The organism is Paraburkholderia sediminicola (assembly GCF_046027825.1).
In the GTDB taxonomy this organism is placed as follows: Bacteria; Pseudomonadota; Gammaproteobacteria; order Burkholderiales; family Burkholderiaceae; genus Paraburkholderia; species Paraburkholderia sediminicola_D.
Map to the genome: position 1 here is coordinate 13,730 of NZ_JAQQDU010000058.1, position 25,815 is coordinate 39,544.

A 25,815-nucleotide genomic window follows, 5' to 3' on the forward strand; every position below is an offset into this window, starting at 1 on the left:
GATAAGGCTTTTCGGGTAATGTGGCCGAGCGGGGAACGTGCGGCGAAGAGCGTGTTCCGGCCGCTTCGGTCCGGGGTGTTACGTAACTGAGACGGCACACGCTACGTGCGCCGTAACGTGTGCGCCGTCAATTACCATTCCGCGACGCTGCCATCCTCATGGCGCCATACCGGATTGCGCCAGCGGTGGCCGACCTTCGCCATCTCGCGCACCTTCTCCTCGTTGACCTCGATACCAAGGCCCGGGCCTTGCGGAATCGACACGAAACCGTCTTCGTATTTGAAGACCTCGGGGTTCCGGATGTAGTCGAGCAGGTCGTTGCCCTGGTTGTAGTGAATGCCCAGGCTCTGTTCCTGGATGAACGCGTTGTAGCTCACCGCGTCGATCTGCAGGCAGGTGGCCAAAGCGATCGGACCGAGCGGGCAGTGCAGCGCGAGCGCGACGTCATACGCCTCGGCCATCGACGCGATCTTGCGGCACTCGGTGATCCCGCCCGCGTGCGACGCGTCCGGCTGGATGATGTCGACGTAGCCGCCCGACAGGATGTGTTTGAAGTCCCAGCGCGAATACAGACGTTCGCCCAAGGCGATCGGCGTGTTGGTCTGGTTGACGATGTCGCGCAAAGCTTCCGCGTTTTCCGAGAGCACCGGCTCTTCGATGAAGAGCAGCTTGTACGGGTCGAGTTCTTTCGCCAGCACCTTCGCCATCGGCTTATGCACGCGGCCGTGGAAGTCCACGCCGATGCCGATGTTCGGTCCAACCGCTTCGCGCACGGCGGCGACGTTGTTGATGACGCCTTGCACCTTGTCGAAGGTGTCGATGATCTGCAGCTCTTCCGAGCCGTTCATCTTCACGGCCTTGAAGCCGCGCTCGACTACGGCGCGCGCGTTGTTCGCGACGTCGCTCGGACGGTCGCCGCCGATCCACGAGTACACCTTGATCTTGTCGCGCACCTGGCCGCCGAGCAGCGCATGAATCGGCACGCCGTGATGCTTGCCCTTGATGTCCCACAGCGCCTGGTCGACACCGGCGATCGCGCTCATGGTGATCGGGCCGCCGCGGTAGAAGCCCGCGCGGTACATCACCTGCCAGTGGTCTTCAATCAGTAGCGGATCTTTGCCGATCAGATAGTCGGACAGTTCCTCGACGGCGGCCGCCACGGTATGCGCGCGGCCTTCGACCACCGGCTCGCCCCAGCCGACGATGCCTTCGTCGGTCTCGATCTTCAGGAAGCACCAGCGCGGCGGAACGATGAAGGTTTCGAGTTTCGTGATTTTCATGGTGTGCGTCTCCTTGCGGCCTGGGTGCCTGCGTGTGTGGGCAATTTCGAGGATTCACATGCTACAACAAAAGTGCGATTAAGTACTATTAATAGTACTATTGGCCAAATAGTGGCCGGGTGTCAGTCGAGATGTTGGCCGGGGCGGGCGGATACTCGCCGGGCGACTGCGACTGCGACTGCGACTGCGACTGCGACTGCGACTGCGACTGCGAGGTCGCGGCCGGGCATGACCAATGCCGAAGCCGAAGCCATAGGTCGGCAGGTTGAGATGCCTGATAATCGCGGTCGTTCCGGGCTCAGGTCCGATATCAATAGCGCCGAGAGGCGGCTGGGAGAAAGCTATTCAGCACGATCTGCATGGACGCGTCGCTCATCTGCTGGCAACCGCGATTCTGCGCGGCGACTACGCGCCCGACTCGATCCTGCCGCGTGAAGCGGAGTTGATGGACACCTTTGGTGTGAGCCGCACGGTGTTGCGCGAGGCGTTGCGTACGCTGACGTCGAAAGGGCTGATCGAATCGCGTCCGCGGGTGGGCACGCGAGTGCGACCAAAACAAGCGTGGAATCTGCTCGATGTCGATGTGCTCGACTGGTATTCGCGCGTTGCCGAGCCGATGGCGTTTGCGCTCAAGTTGCAGGAAATGCGCGAGATGATCGAGCCGTACGCGGCGGGTCTGGCGGCGGCCTCGCACACGGACGACACCTTCAATGCGTTGGCGGCAGCGCATGCGTCGATGGTTGGGGCGCGCAATGTCGATGAATGGGTGCGGGCCGATCTGCAGTTTCATCTGAACGTACTGACGGCATGCAGCAACGAATTGCTGATTCCGCTCGGCACGCTGATCGAGCGCACGCTGGAAGCGCAACTGCGGCTGAACGCGAAACGCGCGGACGTGTTCAACGCGTCGCTGGCCGAACACACGGCGGTGTTCGATGCGATCCGCGACCGTGATGCGGCGGCGGCGCGAGAGGCGATGGCGGGGTTGCTGGGGGTGACGCGCGGGAGAATCGAAGGGTGAGATTCGCCGCGCCTGCTCCGCAAGTCAGTCAGCCCGCGGGCAGCAGGTTCAGCGCGGCATCGTTCGGCGCCTGCAGTACACACGACGTACCGCCCGGCGTGTACATCATCACCACACAGCGGTTGCACGACGTGCAGCCGGAGGGCTTCGCCGGTACCGAGCGCAGCCGCTCGACGAAACCAGGATCGAACACCAGCGCGCGCGCCATCGCCACTGCGTCGAATCCTTCCTGCATGGCCAGTTCAATGTTCGCGAGCGAACGCACGCCGCCAAGATAAGCGAGCGGCATCCGAACCGCTTCGCGCACCTTGCGGGAATGCTCGAGAAAGTACATCTCCTTGAAGCCGTCGAATTTAGGCTCGGTCAGCTTCTGCAAGGACATGGCACATCGGACGATGGGATTCGACACATTGGCGCGCGCTTCAGCCGGCATCGGACTGCCGAACAACTGCCACACCGATTCGACATTCATCCCGCCGCTCAGCACCAGCATATGCGCGCCTTCAGCTTCGAGCACGCGGGCAATCCTGGCGGCATCTTCAGCGGTGCCGCCGCCTTTGACGCCTTCGGTCACGCCGATCTTGCAGAGCACGGCCATATCTCGGCCTACCTCGTCGAGCACGGCGCGCAGCACCCGGCCTGGAAAGCGGGCGCGCTTTTCAGGCGAGCCGCCATATACGTCACGACGATGGTTGTAGAGCGGCGACAGGAACTGGCTGAGCAGATAGCCGTGGCCCATGTGGATTTCAACGGCATCGAAGCCAGCTTCGCGGGCGGCGCGCGCGGCTTGCGCGAACTGGCGCACGGTCGCATCCATCTCCGGTTCGGTCATCGTCTGTTTGAAAAAGCGGCCGCTCATCAGGCCGACTTTGTTGAAGCCGCCCGACGCGCTGAGGGGGCGTCGCGTCGATAGCTCGGGCAGGAAGGTGAAGCAGCCGCCGTGTGTGATCTGTGCGCAGGCGGCGGCGCCCTGCCTGTGAACCGCATCCGTCAAGGCGCGAAACGGCGCGAGCGTCGTGGCGCCGAGCTGGGCCTGATCGACGAAAGTGCGGCCATCGGCGCTGACCGCGCAGTAAGCGACTGTCGTCATCGCTGCGCCGCCCGCCGCGATGCCTTCGTGCAGCTTCACGAGCATTTGCGAAGGCATACCGCCTGGCGTCATGCCTTCGTTGGTCGCCGATTTGATCAGGCGGTTGCGCAGCGTGAGCGGCCCGATGCGCAAGGGGCTGAAGGGGCTAGGCGGACTGACAGGGCTGAGCGGACTGGGGATAGCGTTCATGGAGATGGAACTCAAGGCGCGGCGACGGCTTCATTCTGAAGTTGCCGCCGGCTTGCACATCGTCCGTACAGACTAAAGCGGCTTGCGTTGCCGCTGCGCTCAATCCATCGCGGCGTGCGCCACCGACGCATCCGGCGCCTGGCGCGATGGGCGGATCAACAGCAGCAGCGGAATCACGAACAGCGTCGCGAGGAACATCAGCTTGAAGTCGTTCAGATAGGCGATCATCGACGCCTGCTGGGTAATCGACACGTTGAGCGCCGCCAGGTCGTAATTCGAGCCGTTATTGAGCATCGGCTGGATCGCCGGATTGAACGGCGTGATAGTCGCGGCGAGGTCCGCGTGCGACACCTGGGTGTTGCGCGTCATCAGCGTCTGCACGATTGAAATACCGATACTGCTGCCGATATTGCGCATCAGGCTGTACGTCGCGGTGCCGTCCGCGCGCAGTTCGGGCGTGAGCGTGGAGAACGTCAGCGCGCTTAGCGGCACGAACACGAGACCCAGGCCGAAGCCCTGGATCACGCCGGGCCAGACGATGTCCGACGCCGACAGCACAATCGTGTAATGCATCATCTGCCACAGCGCGAACGCGGAGATCAGGAAGCCGGCGAGCAGCAACAGCCGCGCATCGATCCGCTTCAACAGCCGCCCGGCAAACAGCATCGCGACCATGGTTCCCGCGCCGCTTGGCGCGGTCACGAGACCGGTGGTCGCGACCGGATAGTTCATCAGGTTCTGCAGCATCGGCGGCAGCAACGCGCGCGTTGCATACATCACCGCGCCGATTACGAAGATGAAGAACGTGCCGGTGGCGAAGTTCGGGTCCTTCAGTAACTCATATTTGAAGAACGATTTCTTGCCGACCGTCGCCGTATGCACGAGGAAGAACGCGAAACTGATTGCCGCGATCAGCGCCTCGATGACGATCTCGTGCGAGCCGAACCAGTCGAGTTGCTCGCCGCGGTCGAGCATCGCCTGCAGCGCGCCAATGGCGAGACCCAGGGTGGCAAAGCCGAACGCGTCGAACTTCGCGTCGTGCTTCGGTGCACGCGCAGGCAGGAAGGTCGCCACGCCGAACAGCGCGAACGCACCGATCGGCACGTTGATGAAAAACACCCAGCGCCAGTTGTAGCTATCGGTGAGCCAGCCACCGAGCGTCGGCCCGAGAATCGGTCCGACCATCACCCCCATGCCCCATACCGCCATCGCCTGGCCCTGCTTTTCGCGCGGGTTGATGTCGAGCAGGATCGACTGCGACAGCGGCACCAGCGAGGCCCCGAAAATCCCCTGCAGCAAACGTGACGCGACGATCTGCGTCAGCGTTTCCGACAATCCGCACAGCGCCGAGGCCAGCGTGAAGCCGCCGATTGCGAAGATCAAAAGCCGCTTGACGCTGAGCCGGTCGGACAGCCAGCCGGTCAGCGGCGTGGCGATCGCGGCCGCGACGATGTACGAGGTCAGCACCCACGTGATCTCATCCTGTGACGCCGACAGCGTCCCCTGCATGTGCGGCAGCGCGACGTTGGCGATGGTGCTGTCGAGCGTCTGGATCAGCGTCGCGAGCATGATCGAGACCGTGATCATCGGCCGGTTGAGCGGGGCGGCGGTGCTCGTCGGCGGGGAGTCGGAGGACATGAAGGCGTGGGATTGTCGATATAGTAAGCATGCTTAGTATATCGACCGTCAGCGCGTGCGCCCATCAGGAATTATGCGGAGCCTGAATTGCGTCTGTTGCGCCCGTTTCGCAGCCATTCCGACGATGACAAAAGAACGCTTTTCGTATAATCCGCCCATGACCATCCAACTCGAAGAACGTTTCGGCTTTCTGATTTCCGACGTCGGCCGCCTGACAGGCAAGCGTTTCGACGATCTCGCGAAGTCATCGGTCGATCTGACGCGCGCGCAGTGCCGCGTGCTGGCCAACCTCGCCCATTACGGCGACGTCAATCAGGCGCGGCTCGCGGACCTGCTCGAAGTCGCACCGATTTCGGCGGGGCGTCTGCTGGACCGCATGGAAGAGGGCGGCTGGATCGAGCGCACGGCCAATCCGCAGGATCGCCGCGAGCGCCAGGTGCGCATGACACCGAAGGCCGAGCGCACGCTCGGCAAGGCCCGCAAAGTGGGCGATGAAGTCGCGCTCGAAGCGCTGAACGGTTTTAGCGACGAAGAAGCGAAGCAACTCATCGCGCTGCTGCAAAGGGTGCGGGGTAATCTCAGCCGCCTCGTGGATCGCTGACGCGACGCGGTCGGCGCCGTATCGACGCGCCGGCGCTTGCAATTCATTACAAAGTCAAAGGCTGTTCGTAACGCAATTGTCACGTCACGGTAATAAATTGGAAGTTTTGTCTTTAGCCTTCCATGCTTGCACCGCTTCTGGTCGCCTTTTATGAAACCGTCCGGCAGGGCAGTGTCACCGCCGCCGCGAAGCGCCTCGAAGTCAGTCAGCCGACCATCACGGCGCGTATCCAGCAACTGGAAAAGCAGTACGGCGTCGAGCTGTTCCACCGGCGCGGCAGTCGTTTCGACCTGACGGACGCGGGCGCCGCATTGATGCCCCTGATCGATCGGATGCAGCAAACTGAAAGCGATATCGACTTCACGCTGCGCAACGAACGCGAGTTGGCCGCCGGCAATCTGCGGGTCGGCGCGACCGGGCCGTATTACATTCTGCCGGCCATTGCCGCGTTTCACCGTCGGTATCCGGCGGTCAAAATCTGCGTTGAAATCGGCAATTCACAGCAGATCCTCGATGCGCTGCTCGATTTTCGTGTCGATCTCGCGGTGTCGTCGCAGCGCGTAGACGATCCGCGTTTAGCACGCCGTACGATCGCCGACGACCCCCTTGTCGTCGTCGCGCATTGCAGGCATCCGCTGGCCGCGCAGAAAGTGGTCCGGCTCGCCGACGTCGCCGCGCATACGCTGCTGCTGCGCGAGCCCGGCTCGCGTACCCGCGAGGCCACCGAGACCGCGTTCAAGCGCATCGGCGTTGCACCGGTCATGCTGATCGAAATCGGCAGCCGTGAAGCGATTTACGAAGCGATTCGCCACAACATGGGCTGTACGCTGATGCCGCTCGGCGAGGTGCCAGCCCATCCCGACCTGCGACAACTGCCTTTGGATGCCGACGCGCCGATCCTCCAGGAGTATCTGTATCACCTCGAGGCGCGGGCTGGCTCACGCCTCATTACCGCCTTCATCGCCAACGTCGACGCGCCCCCCGAGAGGTCCCCAAAAGAATGCTGATGCTGGTATCGGTCAGCTTGCGTAGAACGACATAGCGGCGTCGCCCGCGGCCCCTATCGTTGCAACGACTCGCCGGATGGTCCGGCGCATATCGGCATCGAGAGGGGACGAAAATGAGACGGCACACCGTCGTGCAATTCGCATGCGGCCTGGCGCTGCTTGGCGCGCTGGGCGCAACGGCTGCGTTGAGTGGCTGTGGCGGTACATCGCAGACTAGCGGCGGCAGTTCTGGCAACGGCGCGGGTAACGCGCAAGCCAGCGGGGGCACGCCGGCTACGTCTACCGTACCGGCAGCCAAAAAGATGCTGCTCGTTGAACTCGACGGCGTGACCTATAGCGCGCTGAACGCGGGCATCGCCGGCGGCAAGCTGCCCAATCTTGCGAAGCTCACCGTGGCGCCCGCGTACAGCGGCGGTGTCAACGGCACGCTGTCGCAGCAACCGAATCTCGACACACCGGGCTGGGCAACCGTCCTGACCGGTACGTGGGCCGACCGTCACCAGATCAACTCCGACGCCCCAAATCAGGCCTCGCACAGCAGCACCGTGTTTCAGATGCTCAAGACTGCGGGGGCCGGCACGGTGGGTGCCGCCGTCGATTCGAGTGGTCTCGCTGCCTTGCTGACGCCGGATCAGAATGCCGGCAATCTCGACACGCTAGTGAACTGCGCCTCGGCCGACACCTGCGTCACGCAGAACGGCGTGAACATGATCGATAACGGTTACTCGCTGGTGGTCGCGCAATATCACTCCGCGCAGGACGCCGCGCTGAATGACGGGTTGTCGTCGGCGAACTACGCGAGCACCCTGACGCAACTGGATGCCGCGCTCGGCACGCTCGTCGCCGAAACCGCCAAACGCAGCAACGAGAGCTGGCTGGTCGTGGTGACCAGCAGCCACGGTCTTAACGCGGCGGGCGGCACCGATGGCTTGCCGCTGCCGGCTGAGTCAACCAGCTTCATCGCGCTGAACCAGGCGCCGAATGCGCGCCTTGGCAACACCACCGCACCGGCCACGATGGCCGCGCTCTACACGCGCGCCAGCATCGCCGACGTCACGCCGACGCTGCTCGCGTACAAGGGCGCGCTGCCGGATCCCACGACTTATGCGCTCGACGGCGGCCAGTTCATCGGCGCCACGCCCGTATCGCAACTGCTCGGCACTACCGGCAGCGACAACGCCAGCCTCGTCCTCACGTGGACGGCGCCTGCGACCGGCGCGATCAGCGTGCTGCGCAACGGCACCTTGATCGCGAGCCTGCCCGCCGGCACCGCGACCTATACCGACAGTCAGCTCGGCCTGACGGCTACCGGCGTCTACCCGTTCAACTACACGGTGGTGGCCGGTACCGCGCCGCTCGCGACGATCACCCAGGTCGTGTATGTGCAACCTCCGCCGCCACCGCCCCCGCCGCCGCCGCTCGCGACCACGCTGACCAATGGTCTCTCCACCTACTACCCGTTTGGCGCATTGCCGCCGGTGGATCGCCTGAACGCCAGCACGATGGGGCCGTGGGCCGCGGACGCCGACGGCGGCTCATTGGTCGCCGACCCGTTCGGTGGCAAGGGCTTGCAGATCGACACGCATATCGTCGACAGCGATGGCTTTGATGGCTACAAGCTCACGCAGACCAACGACGTCACGACCCACGCGCAATTCACGATCGGCTTCTGGTTCTACACCTCGTGCGCGAACCTCACGGGCAACGGCACGCCGGTGTTCTCGAACAAGAACTACTACTCAGGCGGCAATGCCGGCATCGCGATCGGCCTGTTCCCGGGCTCGGGCGCGACCTGCAACGTCCGCTTCAATCTCGGCGACGGCAGCACGCGCAACGACATCAACGGCCTGAACGTCAGCGCCAACAAGTGGACCTATCTCGCACTGACGATCGACACCGCCGCGAAGCAGATCAATGCCTACGTCTTCGATCCGGTGCTTGGCGAGGAGAAGGTGCAAGGCCAGGCGCTGAGCGTCAACATCGCCAAGCTGCCGGGCTTCGGCGTGTTCGGCCTGAACGAAGACGGCACCGGCCAGTACTACATGAACGCCTGTAAAGACACGCCCCCGTACACCGTCGGCAAGTGCGCGGCGACGCCGCCGGACGTGCAGGCATTCAGCGACCTCGCGCTGTGGACACGTGTCGTCACCGAAACCGAGTTGCAGTCGATTTTCGGTTCGGGCAAGCCCCTGTCCACCCTCACTCACTGACCGGAGTCCCGCGATGAACCCGACGACTTCCTTTTCGAACGCGCTTGAGACGAATGAGGCGTGTGTGGCGCGTGCGGCGGATCGCACGCACACCCGCCGCGGGCTGCGGCCTATGCGTGGCCTGCTGACGGCCGCCGCCCTGGTTGCACTGTGCGTATCGATGGCCGGCTGCGGCGACGGTTCGAGCAGCAACTCCAGCAACGGCGCAAGTGGCTCCGGCACCGCCGCGAACAACGCGGCGGCCGGCGCGGGCGGTGCAAGCGCGCCGGTGCCGATCGTCGCGGCGCCCGCTTCAGGCGCGTGCGCCGCATCGGGTGCGAGCGCCGCGCAGCCGTTGCAGAACACGCAACTCGTCTGCGCGCCCTGACGTTGCTGTTTGCCACGTGCGCTTTGCCGGCTGTCTGCCGAGCCATCGGTTGCGGCGACCCGGCAAGCGCACAGATTCTGACGACCCCAACACGCCAAACATGACCTCACTGGACCGCCGTACCTTCCTGCGCAGCGCCGCGGGCGCTGCCGCGCTCAGCCTGTTTCCGCCCGCCATCCGACGTGCGCTTGCGATTCCCGCGAACAACGCGACCGGCACCATCAACGACGTCCAGCACGTCGTCATCTTCATGCAGGAGAACCGCTCGTTCGATCATTACTTCGGCACACTGCCGGGCGTGCGTGGCTTTAGCGACCGCTTCACGATTCCCCAGCCGGGCGGCACGACGGTGTTCCAGCAAAACGACGGCACCCGTACCGTGCTGCCGTTCTACCTCGACAGCACGAAGGGCAACGCGCTGCTCGCTGGCGGCCCGCACTCGTGGAGCGACGCGCATCAGGCGTGGGACAGCGGACGCATGACGCAGTGGCCGAAAGCCAAGGGCGATGTGTCGATGGGCTATCTCAAGCAAGCCGACCTGCCGTTCCATGTCGCGCTGGCGAATGCTTTCACGATCTGCGACGCCTATCACTGTTCGCTGCATGGCGGCACCAACTCGAACCGGATCTTCCTGTGGACCGGCACCAATGGCGCGAGCGCGGGTGCCAATGCGGTGGTGAACAACGACGGCTGGGACGGCCTGGGCGCGTCGGCTACCGGCCTCAAGTGGACCACTTATCCGGAACGTCTCCAGGCGGCGGGCGTGAGCTGGAAGGTCTATCAGAACATGCCGGACAACTACACTGACAATTCGCTCGCCGGCTTCGCGACCTACCGCAAGGTCAACGAGACGCTACCCGGTTCGCCGTTGTTGCCCTACACGCAGTCGCTCGAAGCGGTGGCGCCGCTGTACAAAGGCATCGGCAATACGATGCCCGATGGCGGCTTCCTGCAAGCGTTGAAGGACGACATCGCGGCCGGACAGATGCCGCAAGTGAGCTGGATCGTGTCGCCGCAGGCGTATTGCGAGCATCCGGGCGCCTCGACGCCGGGACAGGGCGGCTATTACCTGCAACTGTTGCTCGACACGCTGACCGCGAACCCCGATGTGTGGAGCAAGACCGTGCTGTTCGTCAATTACGACGAGAACGATTGCTTCTTCGATCACATGCCGCCGCCTGACGCGCCGAGCAAAAATGCCGACGGCTCGTTCGCCGGCAAATCCACGGTGAACACACAGTACGAGTACTTCACGGAGCCGAATCCGCCCGGCGATTCGTCGCCGCTCGTGCCGGACGGACAATGCTTCGGACCGGGTCCGCGAGTGCCGATGTTCGTCGTGTCGCCGTGGAGCACCGGCGGCTGGGTCAATTCCCAAGTGTTCGACCATACGTCGGTGCTGCGTTTTCTGGAGCAGCGTTTCGGCGTGACCGAAACCAATATCAGCCCGTGGCGGCGCGCGGTGTGCGGCGATCTCACGTCGGCATTCAATTTCCGCAATCCGAACGATGCGCCGGTGGCGGCGCTGCCCGCACCGACCAAAGCCCAGGCCGACGCGCAGAACACGCAGCAGAGCGCCCTGGGCGCAGTGCCTGTGCCGCCGGTGGCGAGTCAGCAGATGCCGCAACAGGTGCTGACGTCGCGGCCGTCGCGTGCGTTGCCGTACCTGTTGCATGTGAGCGCCAATGCCGATGTGCAGGACGGCTTGATCTGGCTGATTTTCAGCAACACGGGCACAGCGGGCGCTGTGTTCCACGTGTACGACCAGTTGCATCTCGACCGGGTGCCGCGCCGCTATACCGTCGAAGCAGGCAAGGAACTGTCGGATTCGTGGGCTGCGCTTGCCGACGACCAGGGCAATTACAGCCTGTGGGTGCTCGGGCCGAATGGCTTTCATCGCTCGTTCCAGGGCAGCGTCACGTCAGTCGCGACCGGGCCGAACCCGGAAGTGCGGGTCTGCTACGACATCACGAACAACGCGGTCTATCTGACGATCATGAATACGGGTAACGCCACGGCCAACGTGACGGTCACATCGAATGCGTATCGCAGCGATGGCCCGTGGACGTACGCGGTGCCGGCGGGGATGCAGGTTGAGTCGTACTGGTCGGTGAGCGCTGTGGGTGGCTGGTACGACTTCACGCTTGCTGCACCGGGTGGTTTGACGCGGCGGTTTGCCGGCCGTGTCGAAACCGGCAAGGACAGCGTCAGCGACCCGGCGATGGGTGTGGCGAGTTAGGGCAATAGCAGTATCGCGTTGAATACGCGAGGAGTGGCACTTGATGGAGTCAGCTTCGGCTGACTCCTTTTTTATGGACGGCTGCCGGGGAGATCGTGTTGCTGGATCGTGGCCGAGTCTGATGACGGTTACTGTGCTTGACGCTGCCTGCGCGCGCGAGTGAGCTTTATCGCCGCGTTGAGCGACAAGTGCGTAGGCGGTTACGCCCGCGCGCTAGCGGGGCGCAACCGTCACGAACTTGCGACTACCTGGCCTCAGAGGCCGCAACCGCACCGGAGGGCTGGACCAGTTCGAAGCAGGCCGGCGGCGCGGCCGGCGTTTTCGATTTCCCGTCCGGTTGCTGCGGGTCGATGCATTTGAAGGCGCTTTGATCGCGCTGAACGAAAATCGTGTCGGCCGGGCCGGCGTTGCCGCGTGCGCCGTTCACTACGGCGACGATTTTGTAGCCGTCCTGCAGCAACGTCGAAAGCGTGAGCGAACTGACACGCCACTGACTGTCGGATGGCGTTTGGGCGGTGGCAGTGAGCGGCGATGCAGCGCCGAGAAGCGCGATGGATGCGGTGACCACAGCAAGTGCGGCGGTGCGGAACGTCATCAAGAAACCTCCTTGAAGTTGCAGTTTGGGAAGCCAAAACAAAAAAGCCGCTGACCTTGTGAGTCAGCGGCTTTTTCTTGCAACTGGTGGCGAATCAGGGACTCGAACCCCGGACCTGCGGATTATGATTCCGTCGCTCTAACCAACTGAGCTAATTCGCCGAAAGAAGCGAGATTATGAGGATAGGGCCGGGGGCTGTCAACCCCCGGCGCACAACTTTTTTCAAGTTGCCCCGTTCATCCCGTGTTTCAGTCCTGCGCGTAGATGTCTGAGTTCTTGGTTTCCTTGACGAACAGCATGCCGATCACGAGCGTGATGAGCGCGACCACAATCGGATACCACAGCCCCGAGTAGATGTTGCCCTTGGCCGCCACGATCGCGAAGGCGGTCGCCGGCAGGAAGCCGCCGAACCAGCCATTGCCGATGTGATACGGCAGCGACATCGATGTGTAGCGGATGCGCGTCGGGAACATCTCCACCAGCATGGCCGCGATCGGCCCATAGACCATCGTCACGTAGATCATCATGATCGTCAGGATCACCACGCTCATCGGCCAGTTGATCTGCGACGGATCGGCCTTTGGCGGATAACCGGCGGTCTTCAGCGTGGTGGCCAAAGTCTTGTCGAACACCTTGCCCTGGTCCTTGGCGTCGGCGGCCTTGCCGTCATACGTGTTGATCACCGTATCGCCGACCTTGATCTCCGCCAGCGCGCCCGCCGGCGCCGCGACGTTCTCGTAGTTCAAGCCGGCTTTCGAGAGCGCGCTCTTGGCGATGTCGCAGGAGCTCGTGAACTTCGCCGTGCCGACCGGGTTGAACTGGAACGAGCACTCGTCCGGGTTCGCGATCACGACGATCGGTGCCTTTGCCGTAGCCGCTTCCAGCGCCGGGTTCGTGTAGTGAGTCAGCGCCTTGAACAGCGGGAAGTACGTGCAGGCAGCAATCAGCAGGCCAGCCATGATGATCGGCTTGCGGCCGATCCGGTCCGACAGCGAGCCGAAGAACAGGAAGAACGGCGTGCCGATCAGGAGCGCGATCGCGATCAGGATGTTGGACGTCGCGCCGTCGACCTTCAGCGTCTGCGTCAGGAAGAACAGCGTGTAGAACTGACCCGTGTACCAGACCACGGCCTGGCCGGCGGTCAGGCCGATCAGTGCGAGGATCACGATCTTCAGGTTCTTCCACTGGCCAAATGCTTCGGTCAGCGGCGCTTTCGAGGTCTTGCCTTCAGCCTTGATGCGCGCGAACACCGGCGATTCATTCAGTTGCAGGCGAATCCACACCGACACGCCGAGCAGGAAGATCGACGCAAGGAACGGAATGCGCCAGCCCCAGGCGCCGAACGCGTCTTCGCCCATGGCCGTGCGCGCGCCGAGAATCACCAGCAGCGACAGGAACAGGCCAAGTGTGGCGGTGGTCTGGATCCACGCAGTGTAGAAACCGCGGCGTCCCGCCGGCGCATGTTCCGCGACGTAGGTTGCCGCACCGCCGTATTCGCCGCCGAGTGCAAGACCCTGTAGCAAGCGCATCGCGATGAAGATCACCGGCGACGCAATGCCGATCGATGCATAGCCGGGCAGGAAACCGACCAGGAAGGTCGACAGGCCCATGATCACGATCGTGATGAGGAACGTGTGTTTGCGCCCGACCATATCGCCGAGGCGCCCGAACACGATCGCGCCGAACGGTCGTACCGCGAAGCCCGCGGCGAAGCTGAGGAGCGTGAAGATGAAAGCGGCAGTCGGATTGACGCCGGAGAAGAAGCTCTTGCTGATGAAGATCGCAAGTGAGCCGGCCAGATAGAAGTCGTACCACTCGAAAACCGTACCTAGCGACGATGCGAAGATCACCCGCTTCTCATCGTGCGTCATCGGCACGTGCGAGATTTGCCCGCCAACGGTAGCCATATGTCGTCTCCAATATTGATATGTGCACGCGGTCCGCCGGCAAAGGCGTTCCCGTGAAACCGATTATTGGAGTGGAAACTTACGGCGTACTGACGTGGAGGGGGGGAGTGGCAGTCTCGGTTGTGTTGATGGAATTTCAATCAAAATACGTCAATTCGCGCCTAAGTTCTGGCAAGATTTCTTTAAGTTATCTCAATATTGCGGTGGCTCATGCGTGAGTCTTTGCGCCCTTAGGGTAAGTCCCGTGCCCGGTCGAACACATGCAAGCTGACGCGCACAAGCGTTCCGGCGAGCCGCGGGGCGGTTTGATAGACGTTGTCGTCGATCGTCATCTCCCCGCCGTGCATCGTCGTGATCTCGCGGACGATCGCGAGCCCAAGGCCGCTGCCGTCGCCTTCGCGGCCGAGAATCCGGTAAAAGCGCTCGACCACCCGCGCGCGCTCGGCCACCGGAATGCCGAGCCCGGTGTCTTCTACTTCCAGATGCACGCGCTGCGCCGTCACGTCATGCCGCACCCGCACGGTGATTCGCCCACCCGCTGGCGTGTAGCGGATCGCGTTGTCGATCAGATTCGACAGCATTTCGCGCAGCATGATCGGATTGCCGTCGACTTCGACCGGCTCTTCGGGCGCTTCGTAGCCGAGGTCCATCTGTTTGGCGAGCGCCGCTTGCACCCAGTCGCGCACAGCGCTGCGCGCCACTTCGGTCACCTCGACGGGCGTGAAAATCTGGCCCGACATGCAGTTTTCCGCGCGCGCCAGTGCCAGTAACTGGGTGACAAGACGCGCCGCCTGCTCCGAACTGGTGGCGATCTGTTCGAGCGAGCGGTGGACTTCCGCGGAGGCGTCCTGGCGCAGCGCAAGCTCAGCCTGGGTGCGCAGACCGGCAAGCGGCGTTTTCATCTGATGCGCGGCGTCGGCGATAAAGCGCTTCTGTAACTCCATGTTCTGGGCGAGGCGCGTCAGCAGATCGTTGAACGACGTCACCAGCGGCTCGATTTCCGGCGGCGCGCGGCGGGCTTCGAGCGGCGACAGATCGTCCGGGCGGCGCGCGCGAATATGCGCCTGCAGGGCATGCAGCGGCGCGAGTCCGCGCGACAGGCCGAACCACACCAGCAGGATCGCCAGCGGCAGGATCACGAACTGCGGGAGGATCACGCCTTTGATGATGTCGTTGGCGAGCTGGCTGCGTTTGTCGAGCGTTTCGGCGACCTGCACCAGCACCGGCTGGGCGCCGGGCGTCTGCGGAAACTCGACGGTCGTATAGGCGACGCGGATATCGTTGCCGCGCAGCACGTCGTCACGGAATTCGACGAGACCCGGCGGCGGCCGGTCTTCCTCGTGCGGCAGCGGCATGTCGCGCTCGCCGCCCACCAGTTCGCCGCGCGTGCCGAGCACCTGATAGAACACGCTGTCGACGTTGTCGGCGCGCAGAAAATCGCGGGTGGAGTCGGGCAGCGACAGCTCCGCCACGCCGTTGATCGGATGAATCTGGCGGGCGAGCACGTAGGCATCGGTTTCGAGCGCGCGGTCGAATGGCCCGTTGGCGATCGACTTGGCAACCAGATACGTGACCGCGAGGCTCATCGGCCAGAGCAGCAGCAGCGGCGCCAGCATCCAGTCCAGAATTTCACCGAACAGCGAGCGCGGGCGCGCTTCGGCGGCGGCTTCGGTTTCGTCGGGCGGGGCAAACGGATTGGCGTAGCGCTCGTCGCGCGCTTCGTCGAGGTCCGCCGCGTGCGCCGTAGCGCGGTCTGCGCGTGCGGACATGAGCGTCCTCTATTTGTAGTGATGGCTCGCCGGCATCGCGGCCGACGGGGGCGAGGAGGGCTGCTCGGATTCAGTGGAGGCGTGCGGCGCGAGCGTGTTGGCGCTCAGGTTCACGTTCGAAGGCAGGGCGGCTTTTTCGAGGCAATACCCTAGGCCCCGCACAGTGATGATGCGCACCCCGCTCGGCTCGATCTTCTTGCGCAGCCTGTGCACATAGACTTCGATGGCGTTATTACTGACTTCCTCGCCCCATTCGCACAGGTGGTCGACGAGCTGTTCCTTTGACACCAGCCGGCCGATCCTTTGCAGCAGGACTTCGAGCAAACCGAGTTCGCGCGCCGACAGGTCGATCACCTGCTCGTTGACATAGGCAATCCGGCCGACCTGATCGAACGACAGCGAACCATGCCGCACCACCGTCGGGCCGCCGCCCGCGCCGCGCCGGGTCAAGGCGCGCACGCGCGCCTCGAGTTCGTTCAGCGCGAAGGGTTTGGCCATGTAATCGTCGGCGCCGAGGTCGAGGCCTTTGACACGCTCGTCGACGCTGTCCGCGGCCGTGAGAATCAGCACCGGCACGCTCGAGTTGCGGGCGCGCAGGCGGCGCAGCACCTCGAGCCCGGACATGCGCGGCAGGCCCAGATCGAGGATCAGCAGATCGAACGTTTGCACCGACAGCGCGGTGTCGGCCTCGACGCCGTTCTTCACGTGATCAACGGCATAGGCCGATTGGCGGAGTGATCGAACCAGACCGTCCGCGAGTATGCTGTCGTCTTCGGCAATCAGAATTCGCATGGTGTGCCAACCTGGCCTTGCCGGCACCGTGGGGTGTCCCCCTGGCGCACAGCGGTCTCCGAAAATTATTGTGGGTAGTTGGGCAGTGCGACGGTAAAAATGCGCGTTCGCATGAGAATCGCGCTTGCCAAAACTACTGTTTTTTTATACAGTGTCTGAGTTTCGTGTGCTGTCCTTCAAGAATCTTGAAAACCTGGGCCGCACATCTGCCTCAGACGCCGTTCATCATAGCAAAGGACGATTCATGGAAGAAAGCAAGAAAGGCTCGGCTGGACTGACTGCTGAAAAGGGCAAGGCACTTGCTGCCGCACTCGCGCAGATCGAAAAACAGTTCGGCAAAGGGTCGGTCATGCGGCTCGGCGCAGGTGAGGCGGTCGAAGATATCCAGGTGGTCTCAACCGGATCGCTCGGTCTCGACATCGCGCTGGGCGTCGGCGGTTTGCCGCGTGGCCGTGTGGTCGAAATTTATGGCCCGGAATCGTCCGGTAAAACTACGCTGACGTTGCAAGTCGTCGCCGAAATGCAGAAGCTCGGCGGCACGGCAGCGTTTATCGACGCGGAACACGCGCTGGACATCCAGTATGCGCGCAAGCTCGGTGTGAACGTCAACGACCTGCTGGTTTCGCAGCCGGACACCGGCGAACAGGCGCTCGAAATTGCCGACGCACTGGTGCGCTCGGGCTCGATCGACATGATCGTGATCGACTCGGTCGCGGCACTCGTGCCGAAGGCTGAAATCGAAGGCGAAATGGGCGACTCGCTGCCGGGTCTGCAAGCGCGTCTGATGTCGCAAGCGCTGCGCAAGCTCACCGGCACGATCAAGCGCACGAACTGCCTCGTGATCTTCATCAACCAGATCCGTATGAAGATTGGTGTGATGTTCGGCAACCCGGAAACCACCACGGGTGGTAACGCGCTGAAGTTTTACGCGTCGGTGCGTCTGGACATTCGCCGGATCGGTTCGATCAAGAAGAACGACGAAGTGATCGGTAACGAAACGCGCGTGAAGGTGGTGAAGAACAAGGTTGCACCGCCGTTCCGTGAAGCGATTTTCGACATTCTGTACGGCGAGGGCATTTCCCGTCAGGGCGAAGTCATCGACCTCGGCGTGCAGGCAAAGATCGTCGACAAGGCCGGCGCCTGGTACAGCTACAACGGCGAACGTATCGGTCAGGGTAAGGACAACGCGCGCGAATTCCTGCGTGAAAATCCGGACATTGCCCGTGAGATCGAAAACCGTATCCGTGAATCGCTGGGCGTGAATGCCATGGCGGAAGCGGTGACCGGCGCGGCTGCTGAAGTCGCGGACGAAGAAGAGTAACCCACACGTGATACGCAAGGGCCGGCCGGCGTTCAACGCAGCCAATGCTGGACGCAACGCGGACGGCCCGCGTAGCGGTGACGACGATTCGTTCGAGTCGTCGTCATCCTCTTCGTCGTCACCTTCCTCCTCATCGACTTCCCGGTCCACCCGGTCGTTTGGGCGGTCGTCGGGAAATTCGCCGAGTAGTTCGTCCGGTTCTTCGTTCAGTCGTTCATCCGGTTCATCGTTCGGCAAATCTTCCGGAAGCTCTTTCGGGCGTTCCACTTCACGTTCGCCACGCGATTCTGTCGGCGACACTGCCTCCAGGCGCTCATACAAACCAGATCCCGATCCCTTTGCCGCAGCCGGCGAAGCAGATCCTTTCGAATCGTTCGATGCGCACGATCGCGCCGCAGGTCGCGAGCCGCAGTCTGATCCATCCGCGCAGGCTGCAACAGACCCGTCCGAAACCACCTACACCCGTTCGCGCCGCACGCCTGGCGAGGCAAAGCCGGAGCAGGGCGATGCAAAAAAATCCCAACGCCCGGCCCGTTCGCTAAAAGGGCGCGCGCTCGGCTATTTATCCCGGCGTGAATACAGCCGCTCCGAACTGGCGCGCAAGCTGAAGCCGTTCGTCGAGGAAACCGATTCGCTCGATACCTTGCTCGATTCGCTGGAAGCCGAAAACTGGCTGTCCGATTCGCGTTTTGCCGAAAGCCTGATCCATCGGCGCTCGTCGCGCTTGGGCGCGAGCCGGATCGTCGGCGAATTGAAGCAGCATGCGGTCGACCAAACGCTGGTCGAAGAAGCCAGTGCGCAACTGCGTGAAACCGAGCTGGCGCGCGCTCAAGCCGTCTGGCGGAAGAAATTCGACCGGCTTCCCGAAACTGCCGCCGAGCGGGCCAAGCAGGCGCGCTTTCTGGCGTCGCGCGGTTTCTCGGGCGCTACGATCGGCAAAATCCTCAAAGGGTTCGACGAGGAGTGACGCGGCGACTAGCTGCGCTTTCCCGATTGGCGCACGGCCCGCGCCGGATACCTGCGCGGTTCCCACTTTGAGATAGCGTCTGCCGCGCTCCCCGGCCCGCCGGGCGGCCCTGCGCATTCCGACCTGTCTCAAATACCCAGTATGCTAAAATTCGGGGGTTTTCCAATCCGGCCTTTCCTTTCCGCATGCCGCTCTCCCCGCCAGTATCCCGTCAGTTGCGCCATCGTCGCGCAATCAGAGCGGAAGCCTATGAGCGAGCCGATGGCCTGTGGGATGTGGAAGCGTGCTTGACCGACGAAAAACCGCGCGATGTGGTGCTTGCGTCGGGCGTCCGGCCCAATGGTCAGCCGATCCATGAACTCTGGCTTCGCATCACCATCGATCGCAAGCTCAACGTCGTCGACGCCGAAGCGTCGTCCGACTGGGTGCCCTATCCAGGGTTGTGCCAGGCCAGCAACCCCGCCTACCGTGCCCTCATCGGGCTCAATCTGTTCAACAACTTCCGTCGCGATGCTGCCCGTTTGCTGGCCGGCACGGCTGGTTGCACGCATCTCACCGAGTTGTGCGCGTTTCTGCCGACCGCTGCAATCCAGGCGTTCGCCGGCGACGTGTGGAATACCAATGAAGGCACGCCGGGCGCAGCGGCGAGTTCCGGGACCGAGCAGGCCAGAAGCAAAGACAGCACAGACGAGCATTCCAACAACAAGCCGCCATTCCAGTTGGGACGCTGCCACGCGCTGCGTTTCGACGGCGAGGCGGTGCAACAGTTTTATCCGCGCTGGTATGGCCGCGCTCCGTATACAGCGGATCGCGCGGCATCGTCAGGCGACGGGGCAGCCCGCCAGACAGGTGAGGGCGGCAACGCGTCCGGCATGAACGGCGGCAGCGGAAACGATGTTCAATCCAACTCTCAGACTGAAGGGAATCACGCATGAAGATTCACGAGTACCAGGGTAAGGAAATCCTGCGGAAATTCGGCGTCGCGGTACCGCGCGGCAAGCCGGTCTTCTCGGTGGATGATGCGGTCAAGGCCGCGGAAGAGCTCGGCGGCCCGGTATGGGTCGTGAAGGCTCAGATCCACGCGGGTGGCCGTGGCAAGGGCGGCGGCGTGAAAGTCGCCAAGTCGCTGGAACAGGTTCGTGAATTCTCGAACCAGATCCTCGGCATGCAGCTCGTCACGCACCAGACCGGTCCGGAAGGCCAGAAGGTGAATCGTCTGCTGATCGAAGAAGGCGCTGACATCAAGAAGGAACTGTATGTCGGCCTGGTGATCGATCGCGTTTCGCAGAAGATCGTCGTGATGGCATCGAGCGAAGGCGGCATGGACGTCGAAGAAGTCGCGGAAAAGACGCCTGAGCTGATCCACAAGATCGCCGTCGACCCGTCGGCCGGTCTGAAAGACGCTGAAGCCGACGAGCTCGCAACGAAGATCGGCGTGCCCGCCGCTTCGCTGCCGCAAGCGCGCGCGATCCTGCAAGGCCTGTACAAGGCATTCTGGGAAACCGACGCATCGCTGGCCGAAATCAACCCGCTGATCCTGACCGGCGACGGCAAGGTCATCGCGTTGGACGCCAAGTTCAACTTCGATTCGAACGCACTGTTCCGTCACCCGGAAATCGTCGCGTATCGCGATCTGGACGAAGAAGATCCGGCTGAAGTCGAAGCATCGAAGTTCGACCTCGCGTACATCTCGCTCGACGGCAACATCGGCTGCCTCGTGAACGGCGCTGGCCTTGCAATGGCAACGATGGACACCATCAAGCTGTTCGGCGGCGAACCGGCGAACTTCCTGGACGTGGGCGGTGGCGCCACGACCGAGAAGGTCACGGAAGCGTTCAAGATCATGCTGAAGAACCCGAACCTGACTGCGATTCTGGTCAACATTTTCGGTGGCATCATGCGCTGCGACGTGATCGCGGAAGGCGTGATCGCGGCGTCGAAGGCCGTGTCGCTGAAGGTGCCGCTCGTAGTCCGCATGAAGGGCACGAACGAAGACCTGGGCAAGAAGATGCTCGCTGAATCCGGCCTGCCGATCATTGCGGCAGACAGCATGGAAGAAGCGGCTCAGAAGGTCGTCGCGGCCGCTGCGGGCAAGGCGTAAGCCAAACTCCGAGCGCGTTTACCAGGATTACGAATGGCGGCGCGTGAGTGGCGCAACGGCGACGCGGGCGAGAACATTCCGCTTCGCGGCGCCACCGCATGACGCCAAACGAACAGAGGTTTATACATGTCGATTCTGATTAACAAAGACACCAAGGTCATCACGCAGGGCATTACCGGCAAGACCGGTCAGTTCCATACGCGTGCTTGCCGTGAATATGCAAACGGCCGCGAAGCGTACGTTGCAGGCGTGAACCCGAAGAAGGCCGGCGAAGATTTCGAAGGCATTCCTATCTACGCTAGCGTCGCTGAAGCCAAGGCTGAAACGGGCGCGACCGTGTCGGTGATTTACGTTCCGCCGGCAGGCGCTGCTGCTGCCATCTGGGAAGCTGTCGAAGCCGACCTGGATCTCGCAATCTGTATCACGGAAGGCATTCCTGTCCGTGACATGATCGAGCTCAAGGCACGCATGCGCGCAAAGAACAGCAAGACGCTGCTGCTCGGACCGAACTGCCCGGGCACGATCACGCCGGACGAACTGAAGATCGGCATCATGCCGGGTCACATCCACCGCAAGGGCCGCATCGGCGTCGTGTCGCGTTCGGGCACGCTGACGTACGAAGCAGTCGGCCAATTGACGGCGATCGGCCTTGGCCAATCGTCGGCAGTCGGTATCGGCGGCGACCCGATCAACGGTCTGAAGCACATCGACGTAATGAAGATGTTCAACGACGATCCGGAAACGGACGCCGTCATCATGATCGGCGAGATCGGTGGTCCGGACGAAGCGAATGCTGCTGAGTGGATCAAGGACAACATGAAGAAGCCGGTGGTTGGCTTTATCGCTGGTGTTACGGCACCTCCGGGCAAGCGCATGGGCCACGCTGGCGCGCTGATCTCGGGCGGTGCGGATACGGCCGAAGCCAAGCTGGAAATCATGGACGCATGCGGCATCAAGGTCACGAAGAACCCGTCGGAAATGGCGCGTCTTCTGAAGGCGATGCTGTAAATCGAAATTCGCGCGCGGTCATGACGCGTATTTGATACGCTTACGACATCCTTTCGTGAGCGGGCAGTCTTAAAAAGCGGGGGAGTGTAGACTCCTCCGCTTTTTTATTGTCCGCGCGTCCGATTTCTTCTTATTCTTTTACTCATGCTCGAGTTTTTCGCCACGCTCCATTGGGGCGCAGTCATTCAGATCATCGTCATCGACATCCTGCTGGGTGGCGACAATGCCGTCGTGATCGCACTTGCCTGCCGCAACCTGCCCCCCGCGCAGCGTACGAAAGGCGTGCTGTGGGGCACGGCCGGCGCCATTGTGCTGCGCGTGGTGCTGATTGCGTTCGCTGTGGCGTTGCTCGACGTGCCGCTGCTGAAATTCGCCGGTGGCCTGTTGCTGCTGTGGATCGGCGTGCGCCTGATGGCGCCCGCGCATGACGTCCACGAGAACATCAAGCCGGCCGACAAGCTAATGTCGGCGATCAAGACCATCATCGTCGCGGATGCGGTGATGAGCCTCGACAACGTGATCGCGATTGCTGGCGCCGCCGAGGCGGCTGATCCGGCACACCGCCTCGCGCTGGTGATTTTCGGCCTGGTGGTGAGCATTCCGCTGATCGTGTGGGGTAGCCAGTTGGTGCTGAAGCTGCTCGACCGCTTCCCGATTGTCATTACGCTCGGTGCTGCATTGCTTGGCTGGATCGCAGGCGGCCTGATCATCAACGACCCGGCCGGCGACCGTTGGCCGATCCTCGATTCGCCCGTGGCCGAGTACGGCATGAGCATCGCCGGCGCGCTGTTCGTCGTGATCCTCGGTTATCTGCTCAAGCGCCGCAATGCGAACCGTGCGGCGGCTTAAGCCGGACAACTCAGCCTGAACCGTGGCCGGACGCGCCACGGCAACGGTGCGGTGGCCTGAACATGGAACCGCACTCGTGCCGACCTCCACCGCAGTAGCGCAACGTTAGCCATTCGGCTGACTGTGTGGAACGCGTACCGCTGGCTACGATTGAAACGCCTGTCCCCGAGTCGAGGGGCAGGCGTTTTTCGTTTCAGGAGCCTGCCGATGATCGTTACTTTGCCGTACTCCCTTTTTTCACAGTCCACGCCTTCGCCACGGAGCCCGTTCGAACGAGCGCGCTGGACCGCACCGCTCGCACGTGCCTGCCGCCGCTTCGGTTTCGGCTTTACGCTGATCGAGTTGATGATCGTGCTGGCGATTGTCGGCGTCATCGCGGCTTATGCGATTCCGGCGTATCAGGACTATCTGGCCCGAAGCCGCGTGGGGGAGGGACTCTCGCTGGCCGCTTCCGCGCGGCTCGCGGTGTCCGAAAACGCTGCTAGCGGTAATGCGTTCGGCGACGGTTATGCGTCGCCGCCTGCCACCCGCAACGTCGAGTCAGTCCACGTCGACGACGACACCGGCCAGATCACCGTTGCTTTCACGACGCGCGTTGCGCCTGCCGGTTCGAACACACTGACCCTCGTGCCCTCGGTGCCGGACAATGCCGACGCGCCAACTGCGCGGATCGCCTTGAGCAAGGGTGCTGTGCAGGCGGGCGCGGTGACCTGGGAATGTTTCGTCGGCGGCAAAACGGCCTCCTCGTTGCCTGCGCCTGGCGCTGGGCCTGCCCCTGCCGATGCGCCGTCCTTGCCGTCGAATCTTGCACCACCGGAGTGCCGCGCCTGAATGGTGGGATGAGCGGTGGCATGAGCGACCGGACGAGTAGCCACTCGAACGTAAAAGGCTGATTTTCGGGATATTTCAGCCCAGCCGGCGCACAGCAGGAGAATTTTTTTGTATAGTGCGCCGGTTGCTGACGCCCTCCGGTTACTCGATGCCCATCCCATTTGCGCGCTACCTGTCTTTCACTCTGTTGGCTCTTGCGTTGGTGCTGCCTTATGCAGTCGTCGGCCATACGTATCCGATTCCGACCTTCTACGCTGAATTCGCAGCGCTCGCGCTATATCTGCTGACGGGCGCAGGCGTTGTGCTGCTGGTGTGGACGGCCAGGCCGCGCGTGACGTTTGCGTCGCCGGTCGTCGCGCTGGTGCCATTGCTGTTCGGGCTGGTGCTGGTGGCGCAATCGGTGCTGCTGCCGGTCTCGCAGCCGTCGATGAACTGGCTCGGCGGCGGTTACCTGCTTGCTGCATTCATGGCGACGCACGCCGGCTATGGTTTCACCCGCGCCAAGCTGAATGAAACAGCGCTGCGCTGGGCGGCCGGGGCGTTGATCGTCGGTGGCCTGTTTGCGGTGTTCTGCCAGGTGATCCAGCTGTTTCACCTCGAGGCGCGTGTGTCGCCGCTGGTCGTCGCCTATAACGTGACCGTCGAGCGCCGGCCCTTCGGCAATATGGCGCAAGCAAACCACCTCGCCACCTATATCTCGTTCGCTATGGCGGGTGCGCTGTTCCTTGTGCAGACGCGCCGCGTTGCCGTCAGCATCTGGCTGCTCGTGTCGACGATCTTCGCTGTTGGACTCGCGCTGACCGTGTCGCGCGGCCCCTGGCTGCAAATCGGCGTGATCGTGCTGGCGGGTTTCTGGATGGCCTTCGCGCAGACGCGTAGTCAGCCGCTTCTCCGCCGCAGCAATCGCGAATGGCTGACCCCGATCGTATTGGCGGTCCTGTTCTTTGTCGTCAACGCGTTGATCCGCTGGGCCAACGTGCACTACCACCTGGAACTCGGTCAGTCCGCGGCGGAACGTTTCAAGGACGCTGGCCAGATCGCGCCGCGCCTGGCGCTCTGGAAGTACGGTTGGACGATGTTCAAGGCGCATCCGCTGCTGGGTGTCGGCTGGGGCGAGTTTCCGAGTTACCAGTTCGAGTACGTGAAGTCGCTGGGCGGCGTCGAGATTGCCAACAACTCGCACGACATCTTCATCGACCTGCTCGCGAAGACGGGTTTGATCGGCCTCGCGATCGTGCTGTTCGGCCTGATCACGTGGCTGGTGCGCGTGGTGCGCGCGCCGCAGAGCGCCGCCCGTGTGTTCGGTATCGCGCTGATCGGCGTGCTGGTCATGCATGCGCTGGTCGAGTATCCGCAGCAGTACATGTTCTTCCTGCTGCCGGCGATGTTCGTGTTCGGCTTGCTCGAGACACGGCCGCTGCGCCTCGTTCCCGGCCGCCTGTCGTTCGGTGTGTTTACCGCAATCGTGTTCGGCGGTATCGCCGCGCTGTATCCGGTGTATCGCGACTACGCGCGCGCCGAGGTGCTGTATTACGGCGCGCGTCCTGCCGAACAGTATCGTGCGGACCCGTCGTTCCTGTTCCAGGCGTGGGGCGAGTATGGGATGGCGACCTTGGAGCCGATGAATTCGATGAACCTGCAACACAAGCTCGCCATGCACAAACAGGCGATCGCGCTGCTGCCGGGTGAAACCGTGCTGCGCCGGTACGCGGTGCTGCAGGCGCTGAGCGGCGATACGGCGGGGGCGTTCGATACTGTCGAGCGCCTGAAGATCTTTGCTCAGGAGTTGAAGGACTGGCCGTCGCAGTTGGGCTATCTGTATGAGCTGTGCGACGAGCAGAAGACGCTGACCGGTTTCAAGGCGGAACTGGTCAAGCGCTACGGCATGCCGCCGGGAGACGTCAATCAGGACGACGACAGCGACGACGATTGAGCCGCGCTATCGTTTTGTAGCTTTATTCTTCGCTGTAGCTGTAGCTGTAGCTGTAGCTGTAGCTGTAGCTGTAGAGGTGGAGCGGTTTGATGACGCGGGC

21 protein-coding genes and 1 tRNA gene are annotated in these 25,815 nt (G+C 62.8%); 14 read left to right on the top strand and 8 right to left on the bottom strand.

Annotated features, from left to right (window positions below):
• Positions 1-131 precede the first annotated feature (131 nt).
• Complete coding sequence (dgoD, locus tag PQQ96_RS27200) at positions 132-1,280, bottom strand: galactonate dehydratase (RefSeq protein WP_028196341.1); 1,149 nt, start codon at positions 1,278-1,280, stop codon at positions 132-134.
• A 313-nt stretch (positions 1,281-1,593) separates the two neighbouring features.
• On the opposite strand from dgoD, the gene PQQ96_RS27205 reads away from it, so the two are divergent.
• The gene (locus tag PQQ96_RS27205; protein ID WP_408298462.1) at positions 1,594-2,301 is read left to right on the top strand and encodes a FadR/GntR family transcriptional regulator; all 708 of its coding nucleotides are present in this window, start codon (positions 1,594-1,596) and stop codon (positions 2,299-2,301) included.
• A gap of 28 nt (positions 2,302-2,329) precedes the next feature.
• Here PQQ96_RS27205 and PQQ96_RS27210 read toward each other — a convergent pair whose 3' ends face one another.
• On the bottom strand, positions 2,330-3,580 hold the full coding sequence (locus PQQ96_RS27210) for an NADH:flavin oxidoreductase (RefSeq protein ID WP_408298403.1): 1,251 nt from the start codon (positions 3,578-3,580) through the stop codon (positions 2,330-2,332).
• A 99-nt stretch (positions 3,581-3,679) separates the two neighbouring features.
• Positions 3,680-5,218, bottom strand: coding sequence for a DHA2 family efflux MFS transporter permease subunit (locus PQQ96_RS27215; RefSeq protein WP_408298405.1), 1,539 nt, complete (start codon positions 5,216-5,218; stop codon positions 3,680-3,682).
• 157 nt (positions 5,219-5,375) lie between these two features.
• On the opposite strand from PQQ96_RS27215, the gene PQQ96_RS27220 reads away from it, so the two are divergent.
• The 5 genes from PQQ96_RS27220 (at position 5,376) to PQQ96_RS27240 (ending at position 11,642) form a co-directional block, all read left to right on the top strand.
• The gene (locus PQQ96_RS27220) at positions 5,376-5,819 is read left to right on the top strand and encodes a MarR family winged helix-turn-helix transcriptional regulator (RefSeq protein ID WP_408298407.1); all 444 of its coding nucleotides are present in this window, start codon (positions 5,376-5,378) and stop codon (positions 5,817-5,819) included.
• A 122-nt stretch (positions 5,820-5,941) separates the two neighbouring features.
• Positions 5,942-6,826, top strand: coding sequence for a LysR substrate-binding domain-containing protein (locus PQQ96_RS27225; protein ID WP_408298409.1), 885 nt, complete (start codon positions 5,942-5,944; stop codon positions 6,824-6,826).
• Between the two features lie 113 nt (positions 6,827-6,939).
• On the top strand, positions 6,940-9,036 hold the full coding sequence (locus PQQ96_RS27230; RefSeq protein WP_408298411.1) for a LamG-like jellyroll fold domain-containing protein: 2,097 nt from the start codon (positions 6,940-6,942) through the stop codon (positions 9,034-9,036).
• Between the two features lie 13 nt (positions 9,037-9,049).
• The gene (locus tag PQQ96_RS27235; protein WP_408298413.1) at positions 9,050-9,403 is read left to right on the top strand and encodes a hypothetical protein; all 354 of its coding nucleotides are present in this window, start codon (positions 9,050-9,052) and stop codon (positions 9,401-9,403) included.
• Positions 9,404-9,503: 100 nt separating this feature from the next.
• A complete protein-coding gene (locus tag PQQ96_RS27240) occupies positions 9,504-11,642 on the top strand; it encodes a phosphocholine-specific phospholipase C (RefSeq protein WP_408298415.1) in 2,139 nt (712 codons plus the stop codon).
• A gap of 244 nt (positions 11,643-11,886) precedes the next feature.
• On the opposite strand, the gene PQQ96_RS27245 is transcribed toward PQQ96_RS27240, so the two are convergent.
• The 5 genes from PQQ96_RS27245 to PQQ96_RS27265 all read right to left on the bottom strand — a co-directional run bounded on the left by PQQ96_RS27245 (position 11,887) and on the right by PQQ96_RS27265 (position 16,705).
• Positions 11,887-12,237, bottom strand: a complete 351-nt coding sequence (locus tag PQQ96_RS27245) for a hypothetical protein (RefSeq protein ID WP_408298417.1) — start codon at positions 12,235-12,237, stop codon at positions 11,887-11,889.
• Positions 12,238-12,321: 84 nt separating this feature from the next.
• A tRNA-Met gene (locus tag PQQ96_RS27250) sits at positions 12,322-12,398 on the bottom strand.
• 87 nt (positions 12,399-12,485) lie between these two features.
• Complete coding sequence (locus tag PQQ96_RS27255) at positions 12,486-14,144, bottom strand: MFS transporter (RefSeq protein ID WP_408298418.1); 1,659 nt, start codon at positions 14,142-14,144, stop codon at positions 12,486-12,488.
• A gap of 230 nt (positions 14,145-14,374) precedes the next feature.
• Entirely contained in the window at positions 14,375-15,913 is a 1,539-nt protein-coding gene (locus PQQ96_RS27260) for a sensor histidine kinase (RefSeq protein WP_408298419.1), read from the bottom strand.
• A gap of 9 nt (positions 15,914-15,922) precedes the next feature.
• The gene (locus PQQ96_RS27265) at positions 15,923-16,705 is read right to left on the bottom strand and encodes a response regulator (protein WP_408298420.1); all 783 of its coding nucleotides are present in this window, start codon (positions 16,703-16,705) and stop codon (positions 15,923-15,925) included.
• A gap of 244 nt (positions 16,706-16,949) precedes the next feature.
• Here PQQ96_RS27265 and recA point away from each other — a divergent pair, with 244 nt between their 5' ends.
• The 8 genes from recA to PQQ96_RS27305 all read left to right on the top strand — a co-directional run bounded on the left by recA (position 16,950) and on the right by PQQ96_RS27305 (position 25,715).
• A complete protein-coding gene (recA, locus tag PQQ96_RS27270) occupies positions 16,950-18,026 on the top strand; it encodes a recombinase RecA (protein ID WP_408298422.1) in 1,077 nt (358 codons plus the stop codon).
• Positions 18,027-18,033: 7 nt separating this feature from the next.
• Positions 18,034-18,993, top strand: coding sequence for a recombination regulator RecX (recX, locus tag PQQ96_RS27275; RefSeq protein ID WP_408298424.1), 960 nt, complete (start codon positions 18,034-18,036; stop codon positions 18,991-18,993).
• Positions 18,994-19,178: 185 nt separating this feature from the next.
• Positions 19,179-19,928 (top strand): DUF2889 domain-containing protein, encoded by a 750-nt coding sequence (locus PQQ96_RS27280; RefSeq protein ID WP_408298426.1) that lies wholly within the window; start codon positions 19,179-19,181, stop codon positions 19,926-19,928.
• Complete coding sequence (sucC, locus tag PQQ96_RS27285) at positions 19,925-21,094, top strand: ADP-forming succinate--CoA ligase subunit beta (RefSeq protein ID WP_408298428.1); 1,170 nt, start codon at positions 19,925-19,927, stop codon at positions 21,092-21,094. The genes PQQ96_RS27280 and sucC overlap by 4 nt, the downstream gene beginning before the upstream one ends.
• A gap of 126 nt (positions 21,095-21,220) precedes the next feature.
• Complete coding sequence (gene sucD / locus PQQ96_RS27290; RefSeq protein WP_030101039.1) at positions 21,221-22,102, top strand: succinate--CoA ligase subunit alpha; 882 nt, start codon at positions 21,221-21,223, stop codon at positions 22,100-22,102.
• Between the two features lie 144 nt (positions 22,103-22,246).
• Positions 22,247-22,951 carry a TerC family protein gene (locus PQQ96_RS27295; protein ID WP_408298430.1) on the top strand — a complete coding sequence of 235 codons (705 nt, stop codon included), beginning with the start codon at positions 22,247-22,249 and terminating at the stop codon, positions 22,949-22,951.
• A 207-nt stretch (positions 22,952-23,158) separates the two neighbouring features.
• Positions 23,159-23,782: a pilin gene (locus PQQ96_RS27300; protein WP_408298431.1), complete on the top strand. Its 624-nt coding sequence runs from the start codon at positions 23,159-23,161 to the stop codon at positions 23,780-23,782.
• 148 nt (positions 23,783-23,930) lie between these two features.
• Positions 23,931-25,715: a PglL family O-oligosaccharyltransferase gene (locus PQQ96_RS27305; RefSeq protein ID WP_408298433.1), complete on the top strand. Its 1,785-nt coding sequence runs from the start codon at positions 23,931-23,933 to the stop codon at positions 25,713-25,715.
• Positions 25,716-25,815: the final 100 nt, after the last annotated feature.